We start from the raw sequence: 16,128 nt of genomic DNA, 5'->3' as shown, positions 1-16,128 counted from the left end.
AAAAGGAGGAAGCATGAATCGTGTAAAAGAATTTCGCAAGGAACTGGGCATGTCCCAACTCGAACTTGCCAAGGATATCGGTGTCTCGAGGCAAACTATCAACATGATTGAAAACGACAAGTACAATCCAACCTTGGAACTCTGTCTCAATCTCGCCCGCAGCCTCCAAACTGACCTCAACAGTCTCTTTTGGGAGGATAATTTTTAAAAAAGGAGCAAATTCATGAAAAAAGAAACCTTCACTGAAAAACTGATCAAGCGCACATACGGTATTTCTGATCCGCTTGACGAATACAAACGGCGTGAGGCTGACCGTATCGGCAACCAAGTCTTTATCATCCTCTTTTATCTGATGATTTTCGGAAATCTTATTCCACTCCTTCTGGCCTATAAATATCCTCAGCTAGTGGCTCTAGTCTATCCTCCTCTAATTTTAGTGATTGCCCTCATCGCTGCTGGCTATCTCACCTATCAAATGCAAAAAACAGGGATTACAACGATTGAACCAGATATGCTGAGCGAGAAAGAAAGTAAGCAACTACACTACCCAGGTCTTAAAACAGGTTTGTTCTTTGGTCTATGGATGTTTTTTATAACTCCTCTTCTCAGTATACTCATAGGTGAAGGTCAGGACTATCTTCATTCTCTTCTCACTATAAGAAATGGTATATCAAGCATTCTCGGTTCTATCTTCTTCGGAGCGAGCATACAGTTCCTCATCTCCCGTCGCATTGCAAAAGCTAAGAAGGATCAAGATGAGGATTAGGAGGTCCCCTATGAAATCACTAGTAACGTTACTTACCTATCATCTTTTGTTCAGTTCTCTGTTCATCTTCATCATCGTTTCAGGGAACTTGCCAATCAGCGAGATATTCCTCGTGCTAGTCTTTATTCCAGCCCTTAACAAAGGACTGACTTATCTAAAGATTGACTCCCAAAAAACGCGCATACTCAACTTAGCACTATACTTTATAATTCTATCTTTTCCACAACTGATGCTCATCTCAAGCGGTTGGAAATATTATTTACTGTTCACTATCGCTATCCTTTCTTCTATCACTTATCTTTATTATCTCTATCAATTCGTAAAAGAAACAAAATAACATCGTTCATTTAGGAGAAATTACCCATGAAAAAAGAACCCCTCAATGAAAAACTGATCAAACGTATCTATGGCATTTCAGGCCCCCTTGATGAACACAAACGACGCGAAGCTGACCACATCGGGAATAAAGTCTTTATGGTTCTCTTTTACCTCATGACTTTAGGCAATTTCATCCCCTTTGTCCTTGCTTATAAATATCCCCAAATGGTCGCTTTTGGATATCCAATCATTATTTTTCTGGTTTCCTTGGTTTGTGCTCTCTATGTCACTAGTCAAACTAAAAAAACTGGTATTGCTGCTATCGATCCTGATATGTTGAGCCAGAAGGAAAAGAAACAGTTACGTAATCCTGGACTTAAAGCTGGTCTGGTCTATGAAATAGCCATGTTCTTTGGAATGCCACTTCTCAATATCCTAATGGATGATAGCAAAAGCTATCTTACCGCTCTTTTGAATACAAGAAGTATCTTGTCAACCATCGTTGCAGCCTTCTTTTTCGGATTAACAGTGCATATTGTCGTCACTCTTCGTATTCAAAAAGCTAGAGAAGATCAAGACGACGATTAGGAGGAAACTTATGAAATCACTATTAACTTTAATTCTCAGCCATATTTTGATCAGTATCTTTATGACAGTTTTCCTAGTTTATGGCCAAATTACGCGTCCTTTTCTGATCATCTTCCTCTTAGCCATTCCTGTCTTGAACAAAGGACAAAGATTTCAGAAAATCAAATCAAAAAAAAGACGCCTCTTAAACGCATCTCTCTGCTTTATCCTCGTATCTCTCCCACAACTGATAACGAGTTCTATGGATTGGAGATATCTACTATTTCTAACCATCTGTATCGTTTTTAGTCTAGTCTACTTCTATACTCTCTATCAACTCTTTAAAGAAGTTAATCAAAAACAATGTTATTAAGAGGTCCCTACCATGAAAAAAGAAGACTTAACAACTCGCTTACTTCGAAATTTCTTTCATATCCAAGGACCCTTTGATGAATGCCGTCAAGAGGTCATCTATAAGGCTTGCGCCCGTTCCATGGTCCAAATCTTTTACTCTTCCTTTCTTCTCTTCCTGTTCTATCTGTTGTTTGGGCGCTTTATAGAGATAGTTCGAATGGCTATGCCCTACATCTATTTTGGACTCATTTGGTTCATGAGTATAAAAGCTCAAAGAGCCGTCCAAGAGCTTCATCTTGAAAAGGATGACAAATCAGAAATCATCTACAAAACCTACAGCAAACACCAAATAAAAGTTCGTAGTTGGTTGGTATTTATAAGTATTGAGATTGGCTTATTTGCCCTGCTACTCTTTCATAAACTCTTCGTTCAGCAGATACCTCTATCAATTTTCTTGGAAAAAATCATCCAAACAGAGATAATGGTCCCCTTACTTGTCTTTGGTCTTAGTATTGGAGCAATCTTTGGGACTATGGTCTACAGCTTTCTATCACTACATAAGGAAAAGTAAGAAACTGCTTGGATTGTTGGTTATAATAACTATCAACCTAACAGAAAGAACATCCCCTAACACTTCTCAGTGCTAGGGGCTTTTTTAGTTCCTTAAATACCGCAAATATTCTACTAATACATAGACAAGGATTGTTAAACAAATGATAGTTTCCAGCCAAACGAGGAGGTTAAGGACTGGAATCTGCAGAATGCCTTGGGCCATTTTCAATGAAGTTGCTGTGATGATAGTTGGGAAGGTTAGGGCTGAAAAAGCTGGTTGAAATCCCTGTTTTAAAATCTTTGGCAAACGACTGAGGACAAAGAAAAAGAAAGTCTGTGAGGCAAGGATCATGACTAGCAAAATCCAGCTATGGAGAGTTGAACCTCCGATTCGAACGAGTGCTGCTAACAGTAGAGAAAAGGGAGCACAATAAATTCCTTCTTGCCCCAGTAAAGCCCGTGGCAATGGATTACTTTTCAAATCTTGATAAATCAGAGGATAAAGGAAAAGGGTTAAGGTAAAGCCAAAAATCCAAGCGCCATAGGCAATCTCGACTATACCCACCACTGGGTAGGTCAAGCTTGCTACTGCTATCCCCACATAAAGAACTGTCCAACTTGGCGTTGCGTTCGTTCTTGGTTTAGTCTGCACATAATTTTTAGTAAAGTAGATGATTAAACCTACATCCAGTAGAAAGGCAAACCACCACAGAGTTTGCGCTATGATACTCATACTCGTGGGTAAGATTCGCAGTAAGTAGGTTGATAAAATCATCCCTGCCATGGGAAAGGTCGCCATTCCCGATAATAGAGGAGCTTTCTTAAGTTCTTGCTGGCTCTCTTGCCAATCACTAAGATGACTGTATAAAAAATAAAACCATAAAATCAAGCCTGACAAACTAAAGACGTGCGATAATAGTGGAAAAATATCCAGGATGAGATTGCCTGCTCCAGCCAATCCCAATAAGCACCCTGAAAAGGCCAAGGGGAGTTTTTTCATGTGAACCTCCAATAGTCATGTTATTATCAGTATAGCATAAAAGCGCTTAAATGAAGGATAAAAAAACGAAGTTTAAAAAGATAAACCTCGTTTTTATTTTCTTTATTGTTAGTTTGTCGCTAGAATATGTCGCAATTGCACTGCACTAGGAGAAACAATTGGCAAAAAGGCGCCTTCATTCCAACGACGTATGAAACCGGATGTCGATTTACTAAAATATCCTCTACCGCCACCAGCTTGTAGTTCTAACAAGAGACTTTGAGCAACAACATCAACAATATCAATTCGTAACTGGAATAGCTCACGCGGATTTCTAACGAAATAGGACTCTTCAGATAGTCCTTGATAGAGAGAATGTCGAATATCATCTAACTGTTCGACCTGATGCTGCCATTCTTCCTTCAAGATACCTCGTTTCCCCAATTCTTTTTCGACTTCTGAGAGTGAACGTTCAGCCAAACCAAAGGCTAGGCCAAATTGGTAGCCTAAAAAGGCTGGACGATTTTGCGCTAAAAATTGATGAGCATCCCTCGATAGAATCCACTCTTCCTTTAAAGATACCTTGTTAAAAGTCAGAGCTGCTGTATTCCCTCCTTGGAGAGAAACAAATTCCAAATCTTCGGAACGACTAAAGTTTTCTGCGTCCGATGGTACAGCTACTACGTAACTTTGACTCGGGTCATCTGCAAATCCTGCTACAAAAATAGTAAGAAAGCGATCCCTACGTGCATTGGTTACCCAAGGAAGTCGTCCTTTTAGGTAATAATTCCCATTTTCTTCAAGGATTCGAACATTTAGTTCTTCTAAGTCAGATAGATACTTGACTGCATTAGATAAGGCCGTAGCACCTGCATATTCTCCTGATAAGAGTTTTTCCAAGTAAACTTCTTTGAAATAAGCATTATCAGTATGTAGAATGTTGTCTATTAAAGTTCGTTGCCCCCATGAGATAAAGGAGGCTGTTAAGGAATGTTGAGCGAGTTCAGCAAGGATATCGATAACATCTTGATCATTTCCACCTAGCCCTCCAAGAACTTTGGGAACCCCTACACGAAAGGCGCCTTCTGCAGCAATTTTCTCAATCAGTTCTTCTCCAGCTTGACATGATTTTTTGTCAATTTCATCAGCGTGCTGGTCTAACCAGTTTAAAAATTCTTCTGAAAAAAATCCCATACTTTGTCCTCCTCTTATGCATAAGGTTGTAATTCTGGATTAATCGGTGTGTTAGCTAGGTTGTTAGCATAGTTACAAAGACTTGCTAAACTGACACCGAGAACAACATCCAAGGCATTTTCTTGCGTATAGCCAGCTTCAAGGAATTCTCCAAGAGCTTCATCTCCTACGCGCCCTTTGGTATTGATGACTGCCAAGGTAAACTTAGCTAGGGTATCCAGCTTAGGATCGCTTTCGATTGGAGTACGATTGCGAAGGGCTTGGAGAAGGTCATCATTCATCTGGATTTGCTTGATAGAAAAGGCTGTGTGACCAGCGACGCAAAAGGCACAACCATTAGTTACGGCTGCAGTAATTTGCACCACTTCGCGCTCTACAGGTGTTAGACTATTGCGACGGTTAATAGCTCCAACAGTTCGGTAAGCTTCTAGGGCTGTTGGGGCATTGGCCAAAAGACCGATAAGATTTGGAATATAGCCATTGTTATCCTTTTGTACCGTTTCAAGAACTTCTTTCACTTCTGCTGGTGCTGATTCTACTGTGTGGATAGTAAATGTTGTCATAAGGGGACCTCTTTTCGTTTTGTAATTGAATGATTTCTGCGAAAATCTTACGAAATCTCATCAGCCTATTGAACAAATCCTTGCCTTGATTGATGACTCATTAGCTTTTCGTTGACAATAAGTCTAACACAGAATCTATACCTTGCATAATATATATTTTAAATTGCACTGATAAAAAATTTTTATGAAAACAAAAAATCACACCAGATGTGTGATCATAACTGTTAATTTATCTGATGCTTGTTTCTTAAAACTAAGATGGACTCTACTAGCAAGTAGAATATAGCCAGGCCAAAACCAGTAAATACACCAAAATATTCTGTAATGGAACTCATTAGAAAAACAGAGGCAGAAAAGGCCAAGGTAGAGACAACTTCGATAACGGAGTAAACATTCACAAGTTCCTTCTCATCAACCGATTCCTGTAATAATACGCTCTCAGGAACTTCCTTAATCTGAGATAGAAAACCAATTACTAGAGATAGGAATAGAAAAGCAGGTGGATTTGGAAATAACACTATCAACAGAGTTACTAGTGCTGTAGCTAACAAAGAAAAGGTCATAGTTTGATATTTATAGGTAACAACTTTCTCTGCTAGACGGAAGACAATAGCTCCTCCCAAGATAATCCCCAAGGAATAGGCTGTATTGACGTAGCCCCAATAGCTTTCTGACCGATGTAAAATCTCAGTCACAAACACAAGTAAAACAGAAGATACCCAGATAGCATTGGCTAAAATTTCTAAAAGATTGGATTGGACAATAAAGCCTAATCTTGATTCTTTAGCCACCAATCGCCAACCTTTTGTTAGAGTCTCAAGACTTGTTTCAGAGGACAACTCTTCTTTTTCGACTAGTGGCAAACCGAACATCAAAATCGTCGAAATTGTAAACAAAACTAACACAATGAGCAGACTAGGATTCATTCCCAGACTCGCAAATAAGAAACCTCCTAATCCCCAACCAACGAGTTGCACACTTTCTCCACTCATTGAGATGGCTGCATTTGCTTTAGCTAAATCTCTTGCATATCGTGGAACAATCGCATAGGAAACAGGCGCTGCAAAACCATCCAAAACGGAGATTAAGGTAACAATAGCATATAAAAGAGGGAGGGAAATAGTTTCAGATTGCTTGAATAGAAAAACCAAAATCGCTAGCAGAATCGTCTTACCAAATTGAGTCAAGAAAAGAACACGATTTAAAGCTAATCTCTTTGTTACTAACGGGACTAAGAAACTAGCTAAAAAGGAGGATAGACCAATCAGAATTGGTACTAGGGAGGTTGAAATGACCGAACCAGATAAGACAAACACATTTGCGATCACAATGACTCTAAAAAAAACATCTGCTAGATTCGCTATTCCCTGTGAAGTCACTAATTTTCGAATATCTTTTGACATAAACACCTCCAGTTTATTTCTCTTTCGCACATAGATGAAACAAGACATTTCAGAACAAAAACAGATTTATGCTGACTATTATACAATAAATAAAAGTGCAAATAAAGGATATCATAAAAGAAGTACTATTGAATTTCATTCATCTTATGACAGAATACTCTTCGAAAATCTCTTCAAACCGCGTCAACGTCGCCTTGCCGTATATATGTTACTGACTTTGTCAGTTCTATCCACAACCTCAAAACAGTGTTTTGAGCAACCTGCGGCTAGTTTCCTAGTTTGCTCTTTGATTTTCATTGAGTATAAAATAAAAGACTAGCCCTAGTAGTGAAAAAACTAGCATCTCACAAACAGATGCTAGTCTTATCTATAAATGGTAATATCAATCTTACATTATTTATCAAAATACTTCTTAGTCTCAGCGATAACGACTGGTGATAAGGCTAAGAGTGCAATCAAGTTTGGTAGAGCCATGAGGGCATTAACAATATCCGCAATGACCCAGACCATATCCAGCTCGATAAATCCTCCCAGCAAGACCATGAGTACAAAGACCACACGATAAAGCCAGATAAAACGAACGCCAAAGAGAAATTCAAAACAACGCTCTCCGTAATAGTTCCATCCCAAAATCGTAGTAAAGGCAAAGAGTACCAAGAAGATTGTTAGAAGAGCAGGTCCAAAGAAAGAAAATACTGTAGAAAAAGCGGACTGAGTAAGGGCAACCCCGTCTAAATTACCATTCCAAACCCCAGTCACCAAGATTGTCAAACCAGTCAAGGTACAGATGATCAAGGTATCAATAAAGGTTCCTGTCATGGAAATTAAACCTTGCTCCACCGGTTCGTTGGTCTTAGCTGCCGCAGCCGCAATGGGTGCTGAACCCAAGCCAGATTCATTCGAGAAGACCCCACGCGCCACACCATTTTGAATAGCCATCCGAACACTCGCTCCTGCAAATCCTCCCACTGCAGCTATGGGACTAAAAGATGATGTGAGAACCAGTGAAAGTGTTGCTGGTACTTTATCGATATTAAAGAAAATAACTGTCAAGGTTCCCAAGATGTAGACAATAGCCATAAAGGGAACAACTGTAGTTGACACCTTTGAAATGGACTTGAGCCCACCAAAGACTGCGATACCTACGAAAATAGATAAAACAAGTGCAGTAATTGTCGGATCAATACTAGCCGTATTTTGAACGGATTCTGTAATGGAATTAACCTGGGTAAAAGTTCCAATCCCTAAAAGTGCAACCAATACTCCAGCTATAGCAAAGAAGATTGCAAGAGGGCGCCACCTTTCTCCCATACCTAGAAGGATATAGTGCATCGGTCCTCCTGCGATAGCGCCATTTTCATCCTTACTCCGATATTTGATAGCAAGTAGTCCTTCTGCATATTTGGTTGCCATTCCAAAGAAAGCAGCCACCCACATCCAAAAGAGGGCACCAGGACCTCCCACCTTGATGGCTGTTGCCACCCCGATGATATTTCCCGTACCAACAGTTGCTGCTAGGGCTGTACACAAGGCAGCAAAGCTCGAAACATCACCATGTCCCTTGTCTTTGGTAAAAATAAGCTGGAAGGCCTTAGGGAGACGCAAAATTTGTAAAAGTCCTAAACGAAGAGTCAAGTAAATCCCTGTACCAACCAATAAGATCAAAAGGGGTGGTCCCCATACCAGAGCATCCAGCTCTTTTAGCAAATTTAACATACCATTCTCCTATCTATTCAACCCCAAAAGAAAGAGCACATGTTAAAAACATGTACTCTGGAATGCATCGATAAATGCCAAAAAGCGCTCTATCATTGCTCTGTCCTTTTACCTGAGAGTTTGAGCAGTTGCCTGCCTTGCCCCTTCGGTGCCTTTACGGTCTCTCCAGAGTTCCGTCCATTTACAGTCATGGAAGGTCAAAGGCCTTTCCACTTCTATTAAACTTCATTCGGTGTTGTATTTAATTTTTATTTATTTTACAAGAAAATTTAGCTCTTGTCAATTATTTTCAGAAAATTTTATTATAATTTTCATTCGTTCCGCTTTATCCCTTAAAGGTTACAATGGTTGCGCCAGATCCACCTGCATTTTGTGGTGCATAGCCAAAGCTCTTGACCTGTTTATTTCTTTGTAGGTACTTAGTCACCCCTTCACGGATGACTCCTGTACCGATACCATGGATGATATCAACTTGGGCCATATTGTTGAGCAGGGCTTGGTCGATAAAGGCATCCAAGGCTTCCATAGCCTCCTCGTAGCGTTTGCCACGAAGGTCTAGTCGAGCTTGTGGACCTTTTCCTGCTGCACGTTTAACGACGTTAACTTGTTTCTTCTTGACTGGCGCTTCTTTCTGGGCTTGAACCAAGTCAAACTCTTTATCCTCAAGTGTCATCTTAATCAAGCCAACCTGTGCTTCCCAACGTCCATCCTTGAGTTGATTGGTCAAGGTACCACGTTGACCATAGCTTAAAACGATAATATCATCTCCAACTTTTGGAGCTCGTTTTTTCTTGGCCTTCTGAAGAACCTTGTTTTTAGAAAGGTCAACTTTTTCAGGGGCTAATTTTTTGAGTTTAGCCTTGGCTTCGATAATCTCATGTGGTTTTAGTTGAGATTTACTGTGAAGATTTTTAAGTATATCATCACTCTCAGCTAGTGCTAAGTCAACAATCTCAGCAGCTTGCTCACGCGCCTTATTGAGTTCTGTTTCCTTTTCACGATTGAGCTCGTTATAAAGTTTTTTAAGGGCACGATTCATCTTAAGGTTTTCTTGCTCGACTTGGCGAATATTCTCAAGACGTTTCCGGCTTTCAAGTGTCTGCTCTTCTAATTGCTCAATGATGCGATTGACATCATTGTCTTGATTAATCTGCTTGCTGGCATCACCTACGATGACATCTGACAATCCTAGACGTTTGGCAATTTCAAAGGCATTGCTTCGACCTGGAACTCCCTGCATAAAGCGATAGGTTGGGCGCAGGCTGGCTGTATCAAACTCCATACTAGCATTTTGAACATAGGCCGTTTCAATACCATAGGCCTTGAGTTCAGGATAGTGAGTGGTTGCCATAGTCTTGACCTGACGCAGACGTAAGTCTTCTAGGATAGACATGGCAAGAGCAGCCCCTTCTTGGGGATCTGTACCTGCTCCAAGCTCATCTAATAGCAAGAGCGAGTTTTGGTTGACCTTACCCAGAATATCGACGATGTTGGTCATGTGACTAGAGAAGGTTGAGAGACTTTGCTCAATGGACTGTTCGTCTCCGATATCTGCGAAAATCTCCTCGAAAATCCCTACTCGACTGCCCTTATCAGCTAAAATTGGTAGACCAGACTGGGCCATCAACTGGGTCAAACCTAAGGTCTTGAGCATAATGGTCTTACCACCCGTATTAGGACCCGTGATGACGATAGCTGTTAAATCTTTCCCAAAGTGCACATCGTTTGCGACTGCATTTTTTACAAGAGGATGACGAACGTGAAGAAGTTGAATCTCCTGTCCCTCAGACACTTGAGGTACTACTGCCTCCGTCTCTTGGATAAAGCGAACCTTAGCACGAATCAGGTCCAAATGTCCGATAATCCAAGCATCATTGGCGATTTCAGCTGCGTGTGGTCTTACTCGTTCAGAGAGTTCTTGGAGGATACGCAGCATCTCATAACGTTCATCTGCACGAAGACTTGCAATCTCCTCACTTAGCTTGACTACTTCACGCGGTTCGATATAGACAGTATTACCACTAGCAGAGATATCATGAACAACCCCAGCAATCTTGTTCCGATAGGTATTTTTAACTGGAAGAACCTGGCGTCCATTTCGACTAGCGATGATGCCTTCCGTCAACATCTGGGCCTTTTGTTTGAGAAGGTCTTGCAAGACATCTCTGACTTGACTTTCACTATCATGGATTTTTCGACGGATTCGTGCCAAGTCCTCACTAGCAAAGTTCTCAATAAATCCAGCTTCGTTGATGGCTTGTAAATTTCCCTGTAAATGTGGAAAATCATGAAGTTTCTCAAACCAACTTGCCAGGTGATCCAAACGTACATTTTCAAGATTGTCATAGAAATTCTTCAACTCACGACTGGCAAATATGACACGCTTGAGAAGGAGAAATTCCTCGATGTTGAGGTCAGCACCCATCTCCAAACGTTTGCTAGTTGCAACAATATCTTTTGTTCCCGAAATGCTGAAATGAGGATGTTCGACAAAGAGTTCTTGCATTTCCTTCATTTCTGCAAAGGACTGTCTAATTTTATCAGCTTTATCTGTTGGGACTAGCTCTTTTAACTGTTCTAGTCCTTGTTCCGTCAAAAGATGAGGTTCAAATAAAGCCTTGACCTTGTTAAATTCTAATGTTTCTAGTATCTTTTTATTCATTTTCTTTTCCTTCGTAATGAGCGAACGATTTTTTAAATTCTCACTCTTTTCAAAAAGGCTCCTAAACTATTGAAACTGTAAACAAAAGGCTAGGAATAGTTCCCGCCCTTTTATCCGATTATTTTGGTTACCCAGAGTTGTTTAATCACATGACTAGTAATGGGAACACTCTGGATAATATGTTTAGCTACAAAACTGTTTTCAAGTGAATTTTGAACAATTTGTAAAGGAACAGTCGCAAGAATGGTCAGTATCATCTGGAGGACAAATAAGGTCACAGCCAGAGATAAAACACCTGCACCTATACGGAAATATTGGCCCTCTAGCTTTTTAGTCGGTAGAAGATTAAGAAAGAGACCCACCAAACGACCAATGCAATAAAATATAGTAAAGGCTAAGAGGTAACCAATCCCTGCATAAAAGACCTTGTCCAGTTGGAAAAGTTGATTGGATGGGAAAAAGAAGGTTCCCTGCCCTTCCTGTGGACTTGCATATGGAATCAACAAATCAAATTGTTTCCCTAAAGATTGATAAAAATTTCCTGCAAGAAGAGCTGAAAACACAGTTGCTACAAAATAGTAAATCTGTAGAACCAAACCTCTACGATAACCGATATAAAAGCTCCATGCAAGAACCAATAAGAGAAGGACGGAAATCATAGGGAATCCTCAATCTTGCTCTGTTCTTGTTTAGTCGCTACAACTTGACGACGGAGGGCGTCTAATTCTTGTTCCTTATCATCAAATTCAATCTCACGGCTGAGTTGAGTTGACAAGCTATTAACTGCTAATAAAATAGCGATTGTCTCATCATCCGCTCCAGGCATCTGCTCTTTAATTGCTTCATATTTTTCTGTTGCGACCTTGGCAATTTCCTCCATAAAGAGGTTGTCATGTTCAGTTGTTAGGGTCAATGTTTTTTTTCCGAATGTAAACTTGTATCGATTTAAATTTGCCATAAAATTCACCTCACGATATTATACCAAATTTCACTTAGTTTGTCAGTTTTTACCAATTCTACGGCTTTTATGGTACAATAAGAATTATGGCAAGTATTACATTAACTCCGAGCGAAAAGGAAATTCAAGCCTTTGTTCAGAAATATGAACAAGCACTGACTCCTAGTAAAAATCCTTATATTCGCTATTTTTTGAAGCTTCCGCAGGCAAGTGTTTCCATCTACACATCTGGAAAAGTCTTGCTTCAGGGAGAAATGGCTGAAAACTATGCCAGTTTTTTTGGTTATCAAGTCAGTCAAGGAACTAGTGGACAAAACTTTCCGATGATTGGAACAGATGAGGTGGGGAATGGTTCCTACTTTGGTGGTCTAGCTGTAGTGGCATCCTTTATAACGCCTGACCAGCATGACTTTCTGCAAAAATTAGGTGTAGGGGATTCTAAGACTCTGACAGACCAAAAGATTCGACAGCTTGCGCCTATTCTTAAAGAAAAAATTCAGCATCAAGCACTACTTCTTTCTCCAAGAAAGTATAATGAAATCATCGGTGAGCGCTACAATGCTGTTTCTGTCAAGGTAGCTCTTCACAATCAAGCAATCTTTCTCCTCCTTCAAAAGGGAGTCCAGCCAGAAAAGATTGTGATTGATGCTTTTACTAGTGCTCAAAACTATGAGAAGTACTTAAAAAATGAAGCTAATCATTTTTCCAATCCAGTCAGTCTGGAGGAAAAAGCCGAAGGTAAATACTTGGCTGTCGCTGTTAGCTCAATCATTGCACGTGATCTCTTTCTAGAAAATCTCGAAAATCTGGGGAGAGAACTTGGTTATCAACTTCCAAGTGGGGCTGGAGCGGCTTCTGATAAGGTAGCTAGCCAAATCCTCCAAGATTATGGTATGCAGGGGCTCAACTTCTGCGCCAAGCTACACTTTAAAAATACTGAAAAAGCAAAAAAACTGCTAGAAAGGTAAATTATGAAATATTTAAAATCGTTTTTAAAAGAGTGGGGGAGTTTTATCCTCATCATCACTCTTGTCGCACTTAGCCGTCTCTTTCTCTGGAGCAATGTCCGCGTAGAAGGACATTCTATGGACCCTACCCTAGCCGACGGAGAGATTCTCTTCGTTGTTAAACATCTCCCAATCAATCGTTTTGATATTGTGGTTGCTCATGAAGACGATGGGAACAAGGATATCGTTAAACGGGTCATTGGTATGCCAGGAGATACTATCCGTTATGAAAGCGACAAGCTCTATATCAATGGTCAAGAAACTGATGAGCCCTATTTAGCAGAATACCTTAAGCGTTTCAAGGAAGATAAACTCCAAAGCACTTATACTGGAACTGGTTGGGATGGTAAAAAGGGAGAATACTTTAGAAGTTTAGCTCAAAAGGCTCAGGCCTTTACCCTAGATGTTAATTACAACACTAGCTTTACCTTCACTGTTCCAGAAGGAGAATACCTCCTCCTAGGTGATGACCGTCTGGTATCTAGCGACAGTCGACATGTTGGTACCTTTAAGGCAAAAGATATCACCGGTGAAGCCAAATTCCGCTTCTGGCCACTCAAGCGTATCGGAACATTTTAAAAACTAGGAAGAGGCCGAGAATTTCCCATCTCAGCCTCTTCTCATTCTATTTTGACTAAGTCTGGGATACATTTTCTCAGAAATTATTGTAAGGAATTTTATGGAAGTTTATTTTTCAGGCACCATTGAACGCATTATTTTTGAAAATGTCAGCAATTTTTTCCGTATTTTACTTCTAGATATTGAGGATACTAATGCTGAAGACTTTGATGATTATGAAATCATTGTCACAGGTACCATGGCTGATATCATTGAAGGAGAGGAATACACTTTTTGGGGACAAATCGTCCAACACTCCAAATATGGTGAACAACTACAAATGACTCGCTATGAGAGAGCCAAGCCGACTAGTAAGGGCTTGGTCAAGTATTTCTCCAGCAGCCATTTTAAGGGAATTGGACTCAAAACAGCCCAGAAAATTGTGGATATCTACGGCGAAAACACTATTGACAAAATCTTAGAAAATCCAGACAAACTCCAGTCTATCTCTGGCCTCTCTGCTAAAAATCGTGAAGCCTTTGTCTCAACCCTTCGTCTTAATTACGGAACAGAGATGGTCTTAGCCAAACTAGCTAATTACGGCATCCCAAATAAGCTAGCCTTTCAGATCCAAGACTTTTACAAGGAAGAAACGCTAGAGATTGTTGAGAACTATCCCTATCAACTGGTCGAGGATATCAAGGGTTTGGGATTTACCATCGCTGACCAATTGGCCCAAGAACTGGGAATTGAAAGCCAAGCTCCTGAGCGCTTCCGTGCGGGTCTTGTCCATAGTCTCTTTCAAGGTTGCATGGAGACAGGAGATACCTATCTGGAAGCTAGGGACTTGTTGGAACAAACACTCAATCTTCTAGAATCCTCCCGTCCAGTCGAACTAGATCCGAGTCAAGTTGCCCAAGAACTTGCTTATCTGATTGAAGAAGATAAGGTCCAGCAGATTGATACCAAGATCTTTGATAATAGCCTCTTTTTTGCAGAAGAAGGGATTCGCAGTCATCTCATCAGAATCCTCGAAAAAGGCCAAAGTAAAAAACAGGATCTAGAGACTATTCAAGACCATATCACAACTGTTGAGGAAGAACTGGGGATTAAGTATGATAGTATTCAAAAACAGGCCATCTGCGATGCTATCCAAAACAAGGTCTTTATCCTTACAGGTGGACCTGGTACTGGTAAGACAACTGTTATCAATGGCATTATTGCTGTCTATGCTCTTTTGGAAGGACTGGACCTCAAGAAAAAGAGCAATCTACCCATTCTCCTAGCTGCTCCAACTGGTCGCGCAGCCCGTCGCATGAACGAATTGACAGGTCTACCAAGCGCTACCATTCACCGCCACCTGGGCATGACTGGGGACGATGACACCAGCCATCTAGAAGATTATCTGGATGCTGACTTTATCATCGTAGATGAATTCTCCATGGTAGATACTTGGCTGGCCAACCAGCTCTTCTCCAACATCTCTTCAAACAGTAAAATTCTCATCGTGGGTGATAGCGACCAGCTGCCTTCTGTCAGTCCTGGTCAAGTCCTAGCAGATTTACTCCAGATACCAACCATCCCTCAAACACGTTTGGAAAGAATCTACCGTCAGAGCGAAGAATCAACCATCGTCACTCTTGCCAGTCAGATTCGCCAGGGAATATTACCTGCAGATTTTACCCAGAAAAAAGCAGACCGCTCCTACTTTGAAATCGCTAGTAACCATATCCCTGCTAGCATTGAAAAAATCCTAGGTGCTGCTATCAGAAGTGGCATTCCTGCTCGCGACATTCAGGTTCTTGCCCCTATGTACCGTGGAACTGCAGGTATTGATGCCATCAACCAGCTCATGCAAGACCTCCTTAATCCTCCACAAAAAGACCAGCTTAGCTTTGAAGCTCCTCAGTGTCACTATCGAACAGGAGATAAGGTTATCCACCTAGTTAACGATGCAGAGGTCAATGTCTTTAACGGAGACTTAGGCTATATCACAGACTTGATTCCAGGAAAATACACCGAGTCCAAGCAGGATGAGATTGTCATCGATTTTGATGGTAACGAGGTTTCCTATCCTCGAAATGAATGGTACAAGATTCGTTTAGCCTATGCCATGAGTATCCACAAGTCTCAGGGTAGCGAGTTTCCCGTCGTTATTCTACCTATTACTAGTGCAAGCAAGCGCATGTTAGAGCGTAATCTCATCTACACTGCTATTACTCGGGCCAAAAGTAAACTGATTTTACTAGGTGAATTACAGGCCTTTGACTATGCTACCCAACATATCGGAACAGCTCGTAAGACCTATCTAATTGAACGTTTCGCTGACCTAATGGAGAATGCCGAGGAAACAAACCAACTTGCAACCGATACTGCTACCTCAACAGACACTGAACAATCCTATATTCTAACCGAAGACAACTGGTCTAATATTCCAGCCATGATTGGGATTACTGAAGAAGACCTGCAGGAATTTTTCGGAAAATAAAGTACAAGAAAACCCACCGAATCAGGTGGGCTTTTATCTTGTA

At 40.7% G+C, this 16,128-nt stretch carries 17 protein-coding genes and 1 riboswitch; of the genes, 9 read left to right on the top strand and 8 right to left on the bottom strand.

What is annotated here, in order from left to right; all coding sequences use genetic code 11:
- Positions 1-13: 13 nt before the first annotated feature.
- From AXE83_RS03100 to AXE83_RS03075, 6 genes are read left to right on the top strand one after another with little or no spacing between them, the layout of a single operon-like run.
- Positions 14-208, top strand: a complete 195-nt coding sequence (locus tag AXE83_RS03100) for a helix-turn-helix transcriptional regulator (protein ID WP_060955391.1) — start codon at positions 14-16, stop codon at positions 206-208.
- A gap of 15 nt (positions 209-223) precedes the next feature.
- Positions 224-766, top strand: coding sequence for a DUF3278 domain-containing protein (locus tag AXE83_RS03095; RefSeq protein WP_060955390.1), 543 nt, complete (start codon positions 224-226; stop codon positions 764-766).
- Positions 767-776: 10 nt separating this feature from the next.
- A complete protein-coding gene (locus AXE83_RS11390; protein ID WP_060955389.1) occupies positions 777-1,103 on the top strand; it encodes a hypothetical protein in 327 nt (108 codons plus the stop codon).
- Positions 1,104-1,129: 26 nt separating this feature from the next.
- Positions 1,130-1,672: a DUF3278 domain-containing protein gene (locus AXE83_RS03085; RefSeq protein WP_060955388.1), complete on the top strand. Its 543-nt coding sequence runs from the start codon at positions 1,130-1,132 to the stop codon at positions 1,670-1,672.
- A gap of 10 nt (positions 1,673-1,682) precedes the next feature.
- Positions 1,683-2,024 (top strand): hypothetical protein, encoded by a 342-nt coding sequence (locus AXE83_RS11385; protein WP_060955387.1) that lies wholly within the window; start codon positions 1,683-1,685, stop codon positions 2,022-2,024.
- Between the two features lie 12 nt (positions 2,025-2,036).
- A complete protein-coding gene (locus tag AXE83_RS03075; protein WP_060955386.1) occupies positions 2,037-2,576 on the top strand; it encodes a DUF3278 domain-containing protein in 540 nt (179 codons plus the stop codon).
- An 84-nt stretch (positions 2,577-2,660) separates the two neighbouring features.
- Here the strand turns inward: AXE83_RS03075 and AXE83_RS03070 are convergent, their stop codons facing one another.
- The 8 genes from AXE83_RS03070 to zapA all read right to left on the bottom strand — a co-directional run bounded on the left by AXE83_RS03070 (position 2,661) and on the right by zapA (position 12,032).
- On the bottom strand, positions 2,661-3,557 hold the full coding sequence (locus tag AXE83_RS03070; RefSeq protein WP_060955385.1) for a TDT family transporter: 897 nt from the start codon (positions 3,555-3,557) through the stop codon (positions 2,661-2,663).
- A gap of 108 nt (positions 3,558-3,665) precedes the next feature.
- A complete protein-coding gene (locus tag AXE83_RS03065; protein ID WP_060955384.1) occupies positions 3,666-4,730 on the bottom strand; it encodes an acyl-CoA dehydrogenase family protein in 1,065 nt (354 codons plus the stop codon).
- Between the two features lie 14 nt (positions 4,731-4,744).
- On the bottom strand, positions 4,745-5,293 hold the full coding sequence (locus AXE83_RS03060; RefSeq protein WP_045763587.1) for a carboxymuconolactone decarboxylase family protein: 549 nt from the start codon (positions 5,291-5,293) through the stop codon (positions 4,745-4,747).
- A gap of 224 nt (positions 5,294-5,517) precedes the next feature.
- Positions 5,518-6,696, bottom strand: a complete 1,179-nt coding sequence (locus tag AXE83_RS03055; RefSeq protein WP_060955383.1) for a ryptide export MFS transporter — start codon at positions 6,694-6,696, stop codon at positions 5,518-5,520.
- A 393-nt stretch (positions 6,697-7,089) separates the two neighbouring features.
- Positions 7,090-8,412, bottom strand: coding sequence for an alanine/glycine:cation symporter family protein (locus tag AXE83_RS03050; protein WP_060955382.1), 1,323 nt, complete (start codon positions 8,410-8,412; stop codon positions 7,090-7,092).
- 90 nt (positions 8,413-8,502) lie between these two features.
- Positions 8,503-8,591: riboswitch (glycine riboswitch) on the bottom strand.
- A gap of 146 nt (positions 8,592-8,737) precedes the next feature.
- Positions 8,738-11,074, bottom strand: coding sequence for an endonuclease MutS2 (locus tag AXE83_RS03045; RefSeq protein ID WP_060955381.1), 2,337 nt, complete (start codon positions 11,072-11,074; stop codon positions 8,738-8,740).
- A gap of 110 nt (positions 11,075-11,184) precedes the next feature.
- Positions 11,185-11,733 carry a CvpA family protein gene (locus tag AXE83_RS03040; RefSeq protein WP_060955380.1) on the bottom strand — a complete coding sequence of 183 codons (549 nt, stop codon included), beginning with the start codon at positions 11,731-11,733 and terminating at the stop codon, positions 11,185-11,187.
- Complete coding sequence (zapA, locus tag AXE83_RS03035) at positions 11,730-12,032, bottom strand: cell division protein ZapA (protein ID WP_060955379.1); 303 nt, start codon at positions 12,030-12,032, stop codon at positions 11,730-11,732. The genes AXE83_RS03040 and zapA overlap by 4 nt, the downstream gene beginning before the upstream one ends.
- An 86-nt stretch (positions 12,033-12,118) precedes the next feature.
- Between zapA and rnhC the strand changes: the two genes are divergently transcribed.
- The 3 genes from rnhC to recD2 all read left to right on the top strand — a co-directional run bounded on the left by rnhC (position 12,119) and on the right by recD2 (position 16,085).
- Positions 12,119-13,000: a ribonuclease HIII gene (rnhC, locus tag AXE83_RS03030; RefSeq protein WP_060955378.1), complete on the top strand. Its 882-nt coding sequence runs from the start codon at positions 12,119-12,121 to the stop codon at positions 12,998-13,000.
- A 3-nt stretch (positions 13,001-13,003) separates the two neighbouring features.
- Positions 13,004-13,618, top strand: a complete 615-nt coding sequence (gene lepB, locus AXE83_RS03025) for a signal peptidase I (RefSeq protein ID WP_060955377.1) — start codon at positions 13,004-13,006, stop codon at positions 13,616-13,618.
- A 100-nt stretch (positions 13,619-13,718) separates the two neighbouring features.
- On the top strand, positions 13,719-16,085 hold the full coding sequence (gene recD2, locus AXE83_RS03020; RefSeq protein WP_060955376.1) for an SF1B family DNA helicase RecD2: 2,367 nt from the start codon (positions 13,719-13,721) through the stop codon (positions 16,083-16,085).
- Positions 16,086-16,128 lie beyond the last annotated feature (43 nt).

The sequence above is a fragment of the Streptococcus sp. oral taxon 431 genome, assembly GCF_001553685.1.
GTDB lineage: Bacteria > Bacillota > Bacilli > Lactobacillales > Streptococcaceae > Streptococcus.
The sequence above is the reverse complement of the archived record's forward strand: the minus strand, read 5'-3'. Positions and strand labels throughout refer to the sequence as shown.

Excerpts from the sequence above, each read along its gene's own strand:
- AXE83_RS03050 (WP_060955382.1), bottom strand. The coding sequence starts at position 8,412 with ATGTTAAATTTGCTAAAAGAGCTGGATGCTCTGGTATGGGGACCACCC.
- AXE83_RS03100 (WP_060955391.1), top strand. The coding sequence starts at position 14 with ATGAATCGTGTAAAAGAATTTCGCAAGGAACTGGGCATGTCCCAACTC.
- AXE83_RS03085 (WP_060955388.1), top strand. The coding sequence starts at position 1,130 with ATGAAAAAAGAACCCCTCAATGAAAAACTGATCAAACGTATCTATGGC.
- AXE83_RS03070 (WP_060955385.1), bottom strand. The coding sequence starts at position 3,557 with ATGAAAAAACTCCCCTTGGCCTTTTCAGGGTGCTTATTGGGATTGGCT.
- AXE83_RS03065 (WP_060955384.1), bottom strand. The coding sequence starts at position 4,730 with ATGGGATTTTTTTCAGAAGAATTTTTAAACTGGTTAGACCAGCACGCT.
- recD2 (WP_060955376.1), top strand. The coding sequence starts at position 13,719 with ATGGAAGTTTATTTTTCAGGCACCATTGAACGCATTATTTTTGAAAAT.
- AXE83_RS03095 (WP_060955390.1), top strand. The coding sequence starts at position 224 with ATGAAAAAAGAAACCTTCACTGAAAAACTGATCAAGCGCACATACGGT.
- lepB (WP_060955377.1), top strand. The coding sequence starts at position 13,004 with ATGAAATATTTAAAATCGTTTTTAAAAGAGTGGGGGAGTTTTATCCTC.
- AXE83_RS03060 (WP_045763587.1), bottom strand. The coding sequence starts at position 5,293 with ATGACAACATTTACTATCCACACAGTAGAATCAGCACCAGCAGAAGTG.
- AXE83_RS11390 (WP_060955389.1), top strand. The coding sequence starts at position 777 with ATGAAATCACTAGTAACGTTACTTACCTATCATCTTTTGTTCAGTTCT.
- AXE83_RS03055 (WP_060955383.1), bottom strand. The coding sequence starts at position 6,696 with ATGTCAAAAGATATTCGAAAATTAGTGACTTCACAGGGAATAGCGAAT.
- rnhC (WP_060955378.1), top strand. The coding sequence starts at position 12,119 with ATGGCAAGTATTACATTAACTCCGAGCGAAAAGGAAATTCAAGCCTTT.
- AXE83_RS11385 (WP_060955387.1), top strand. The coding sequence starts at position 1,683 with ATGAAATCACTATTAACTTTAATTCTCAGCCATATTTTGATCAGTATC.
- AXE83_RS03045 (WP_060955381.1), bottom strand. The coding sequence starts at position 11,074 with ATGAATAAAAAGATACTAGAAACATTAGAATTTAACAAGGTCAAGGCT.
- AXE83_RS03040 (WP_060955380.1), bottom strand. The coding sequence starts at position 11,733 with ATGATTTCCGTCCTTCTCTTATTGGTTCTTGCATGGAGCTTTTATATC.
- AXE83_RS03075 (WP_060955386.1), top strand. The coding sequence starts at position 2,037 with ATGAAAAAAGAAGACTTAACAACTCGCTTACTTCGAAATTTCTTTCAT.
- zapA (WP_060955379.1), bottom strand. The coding sequence starts at position 12,032 with ATGGCAAATTTAAATCGATACAAGTTTACATTCGGAAAAAAAACATTG.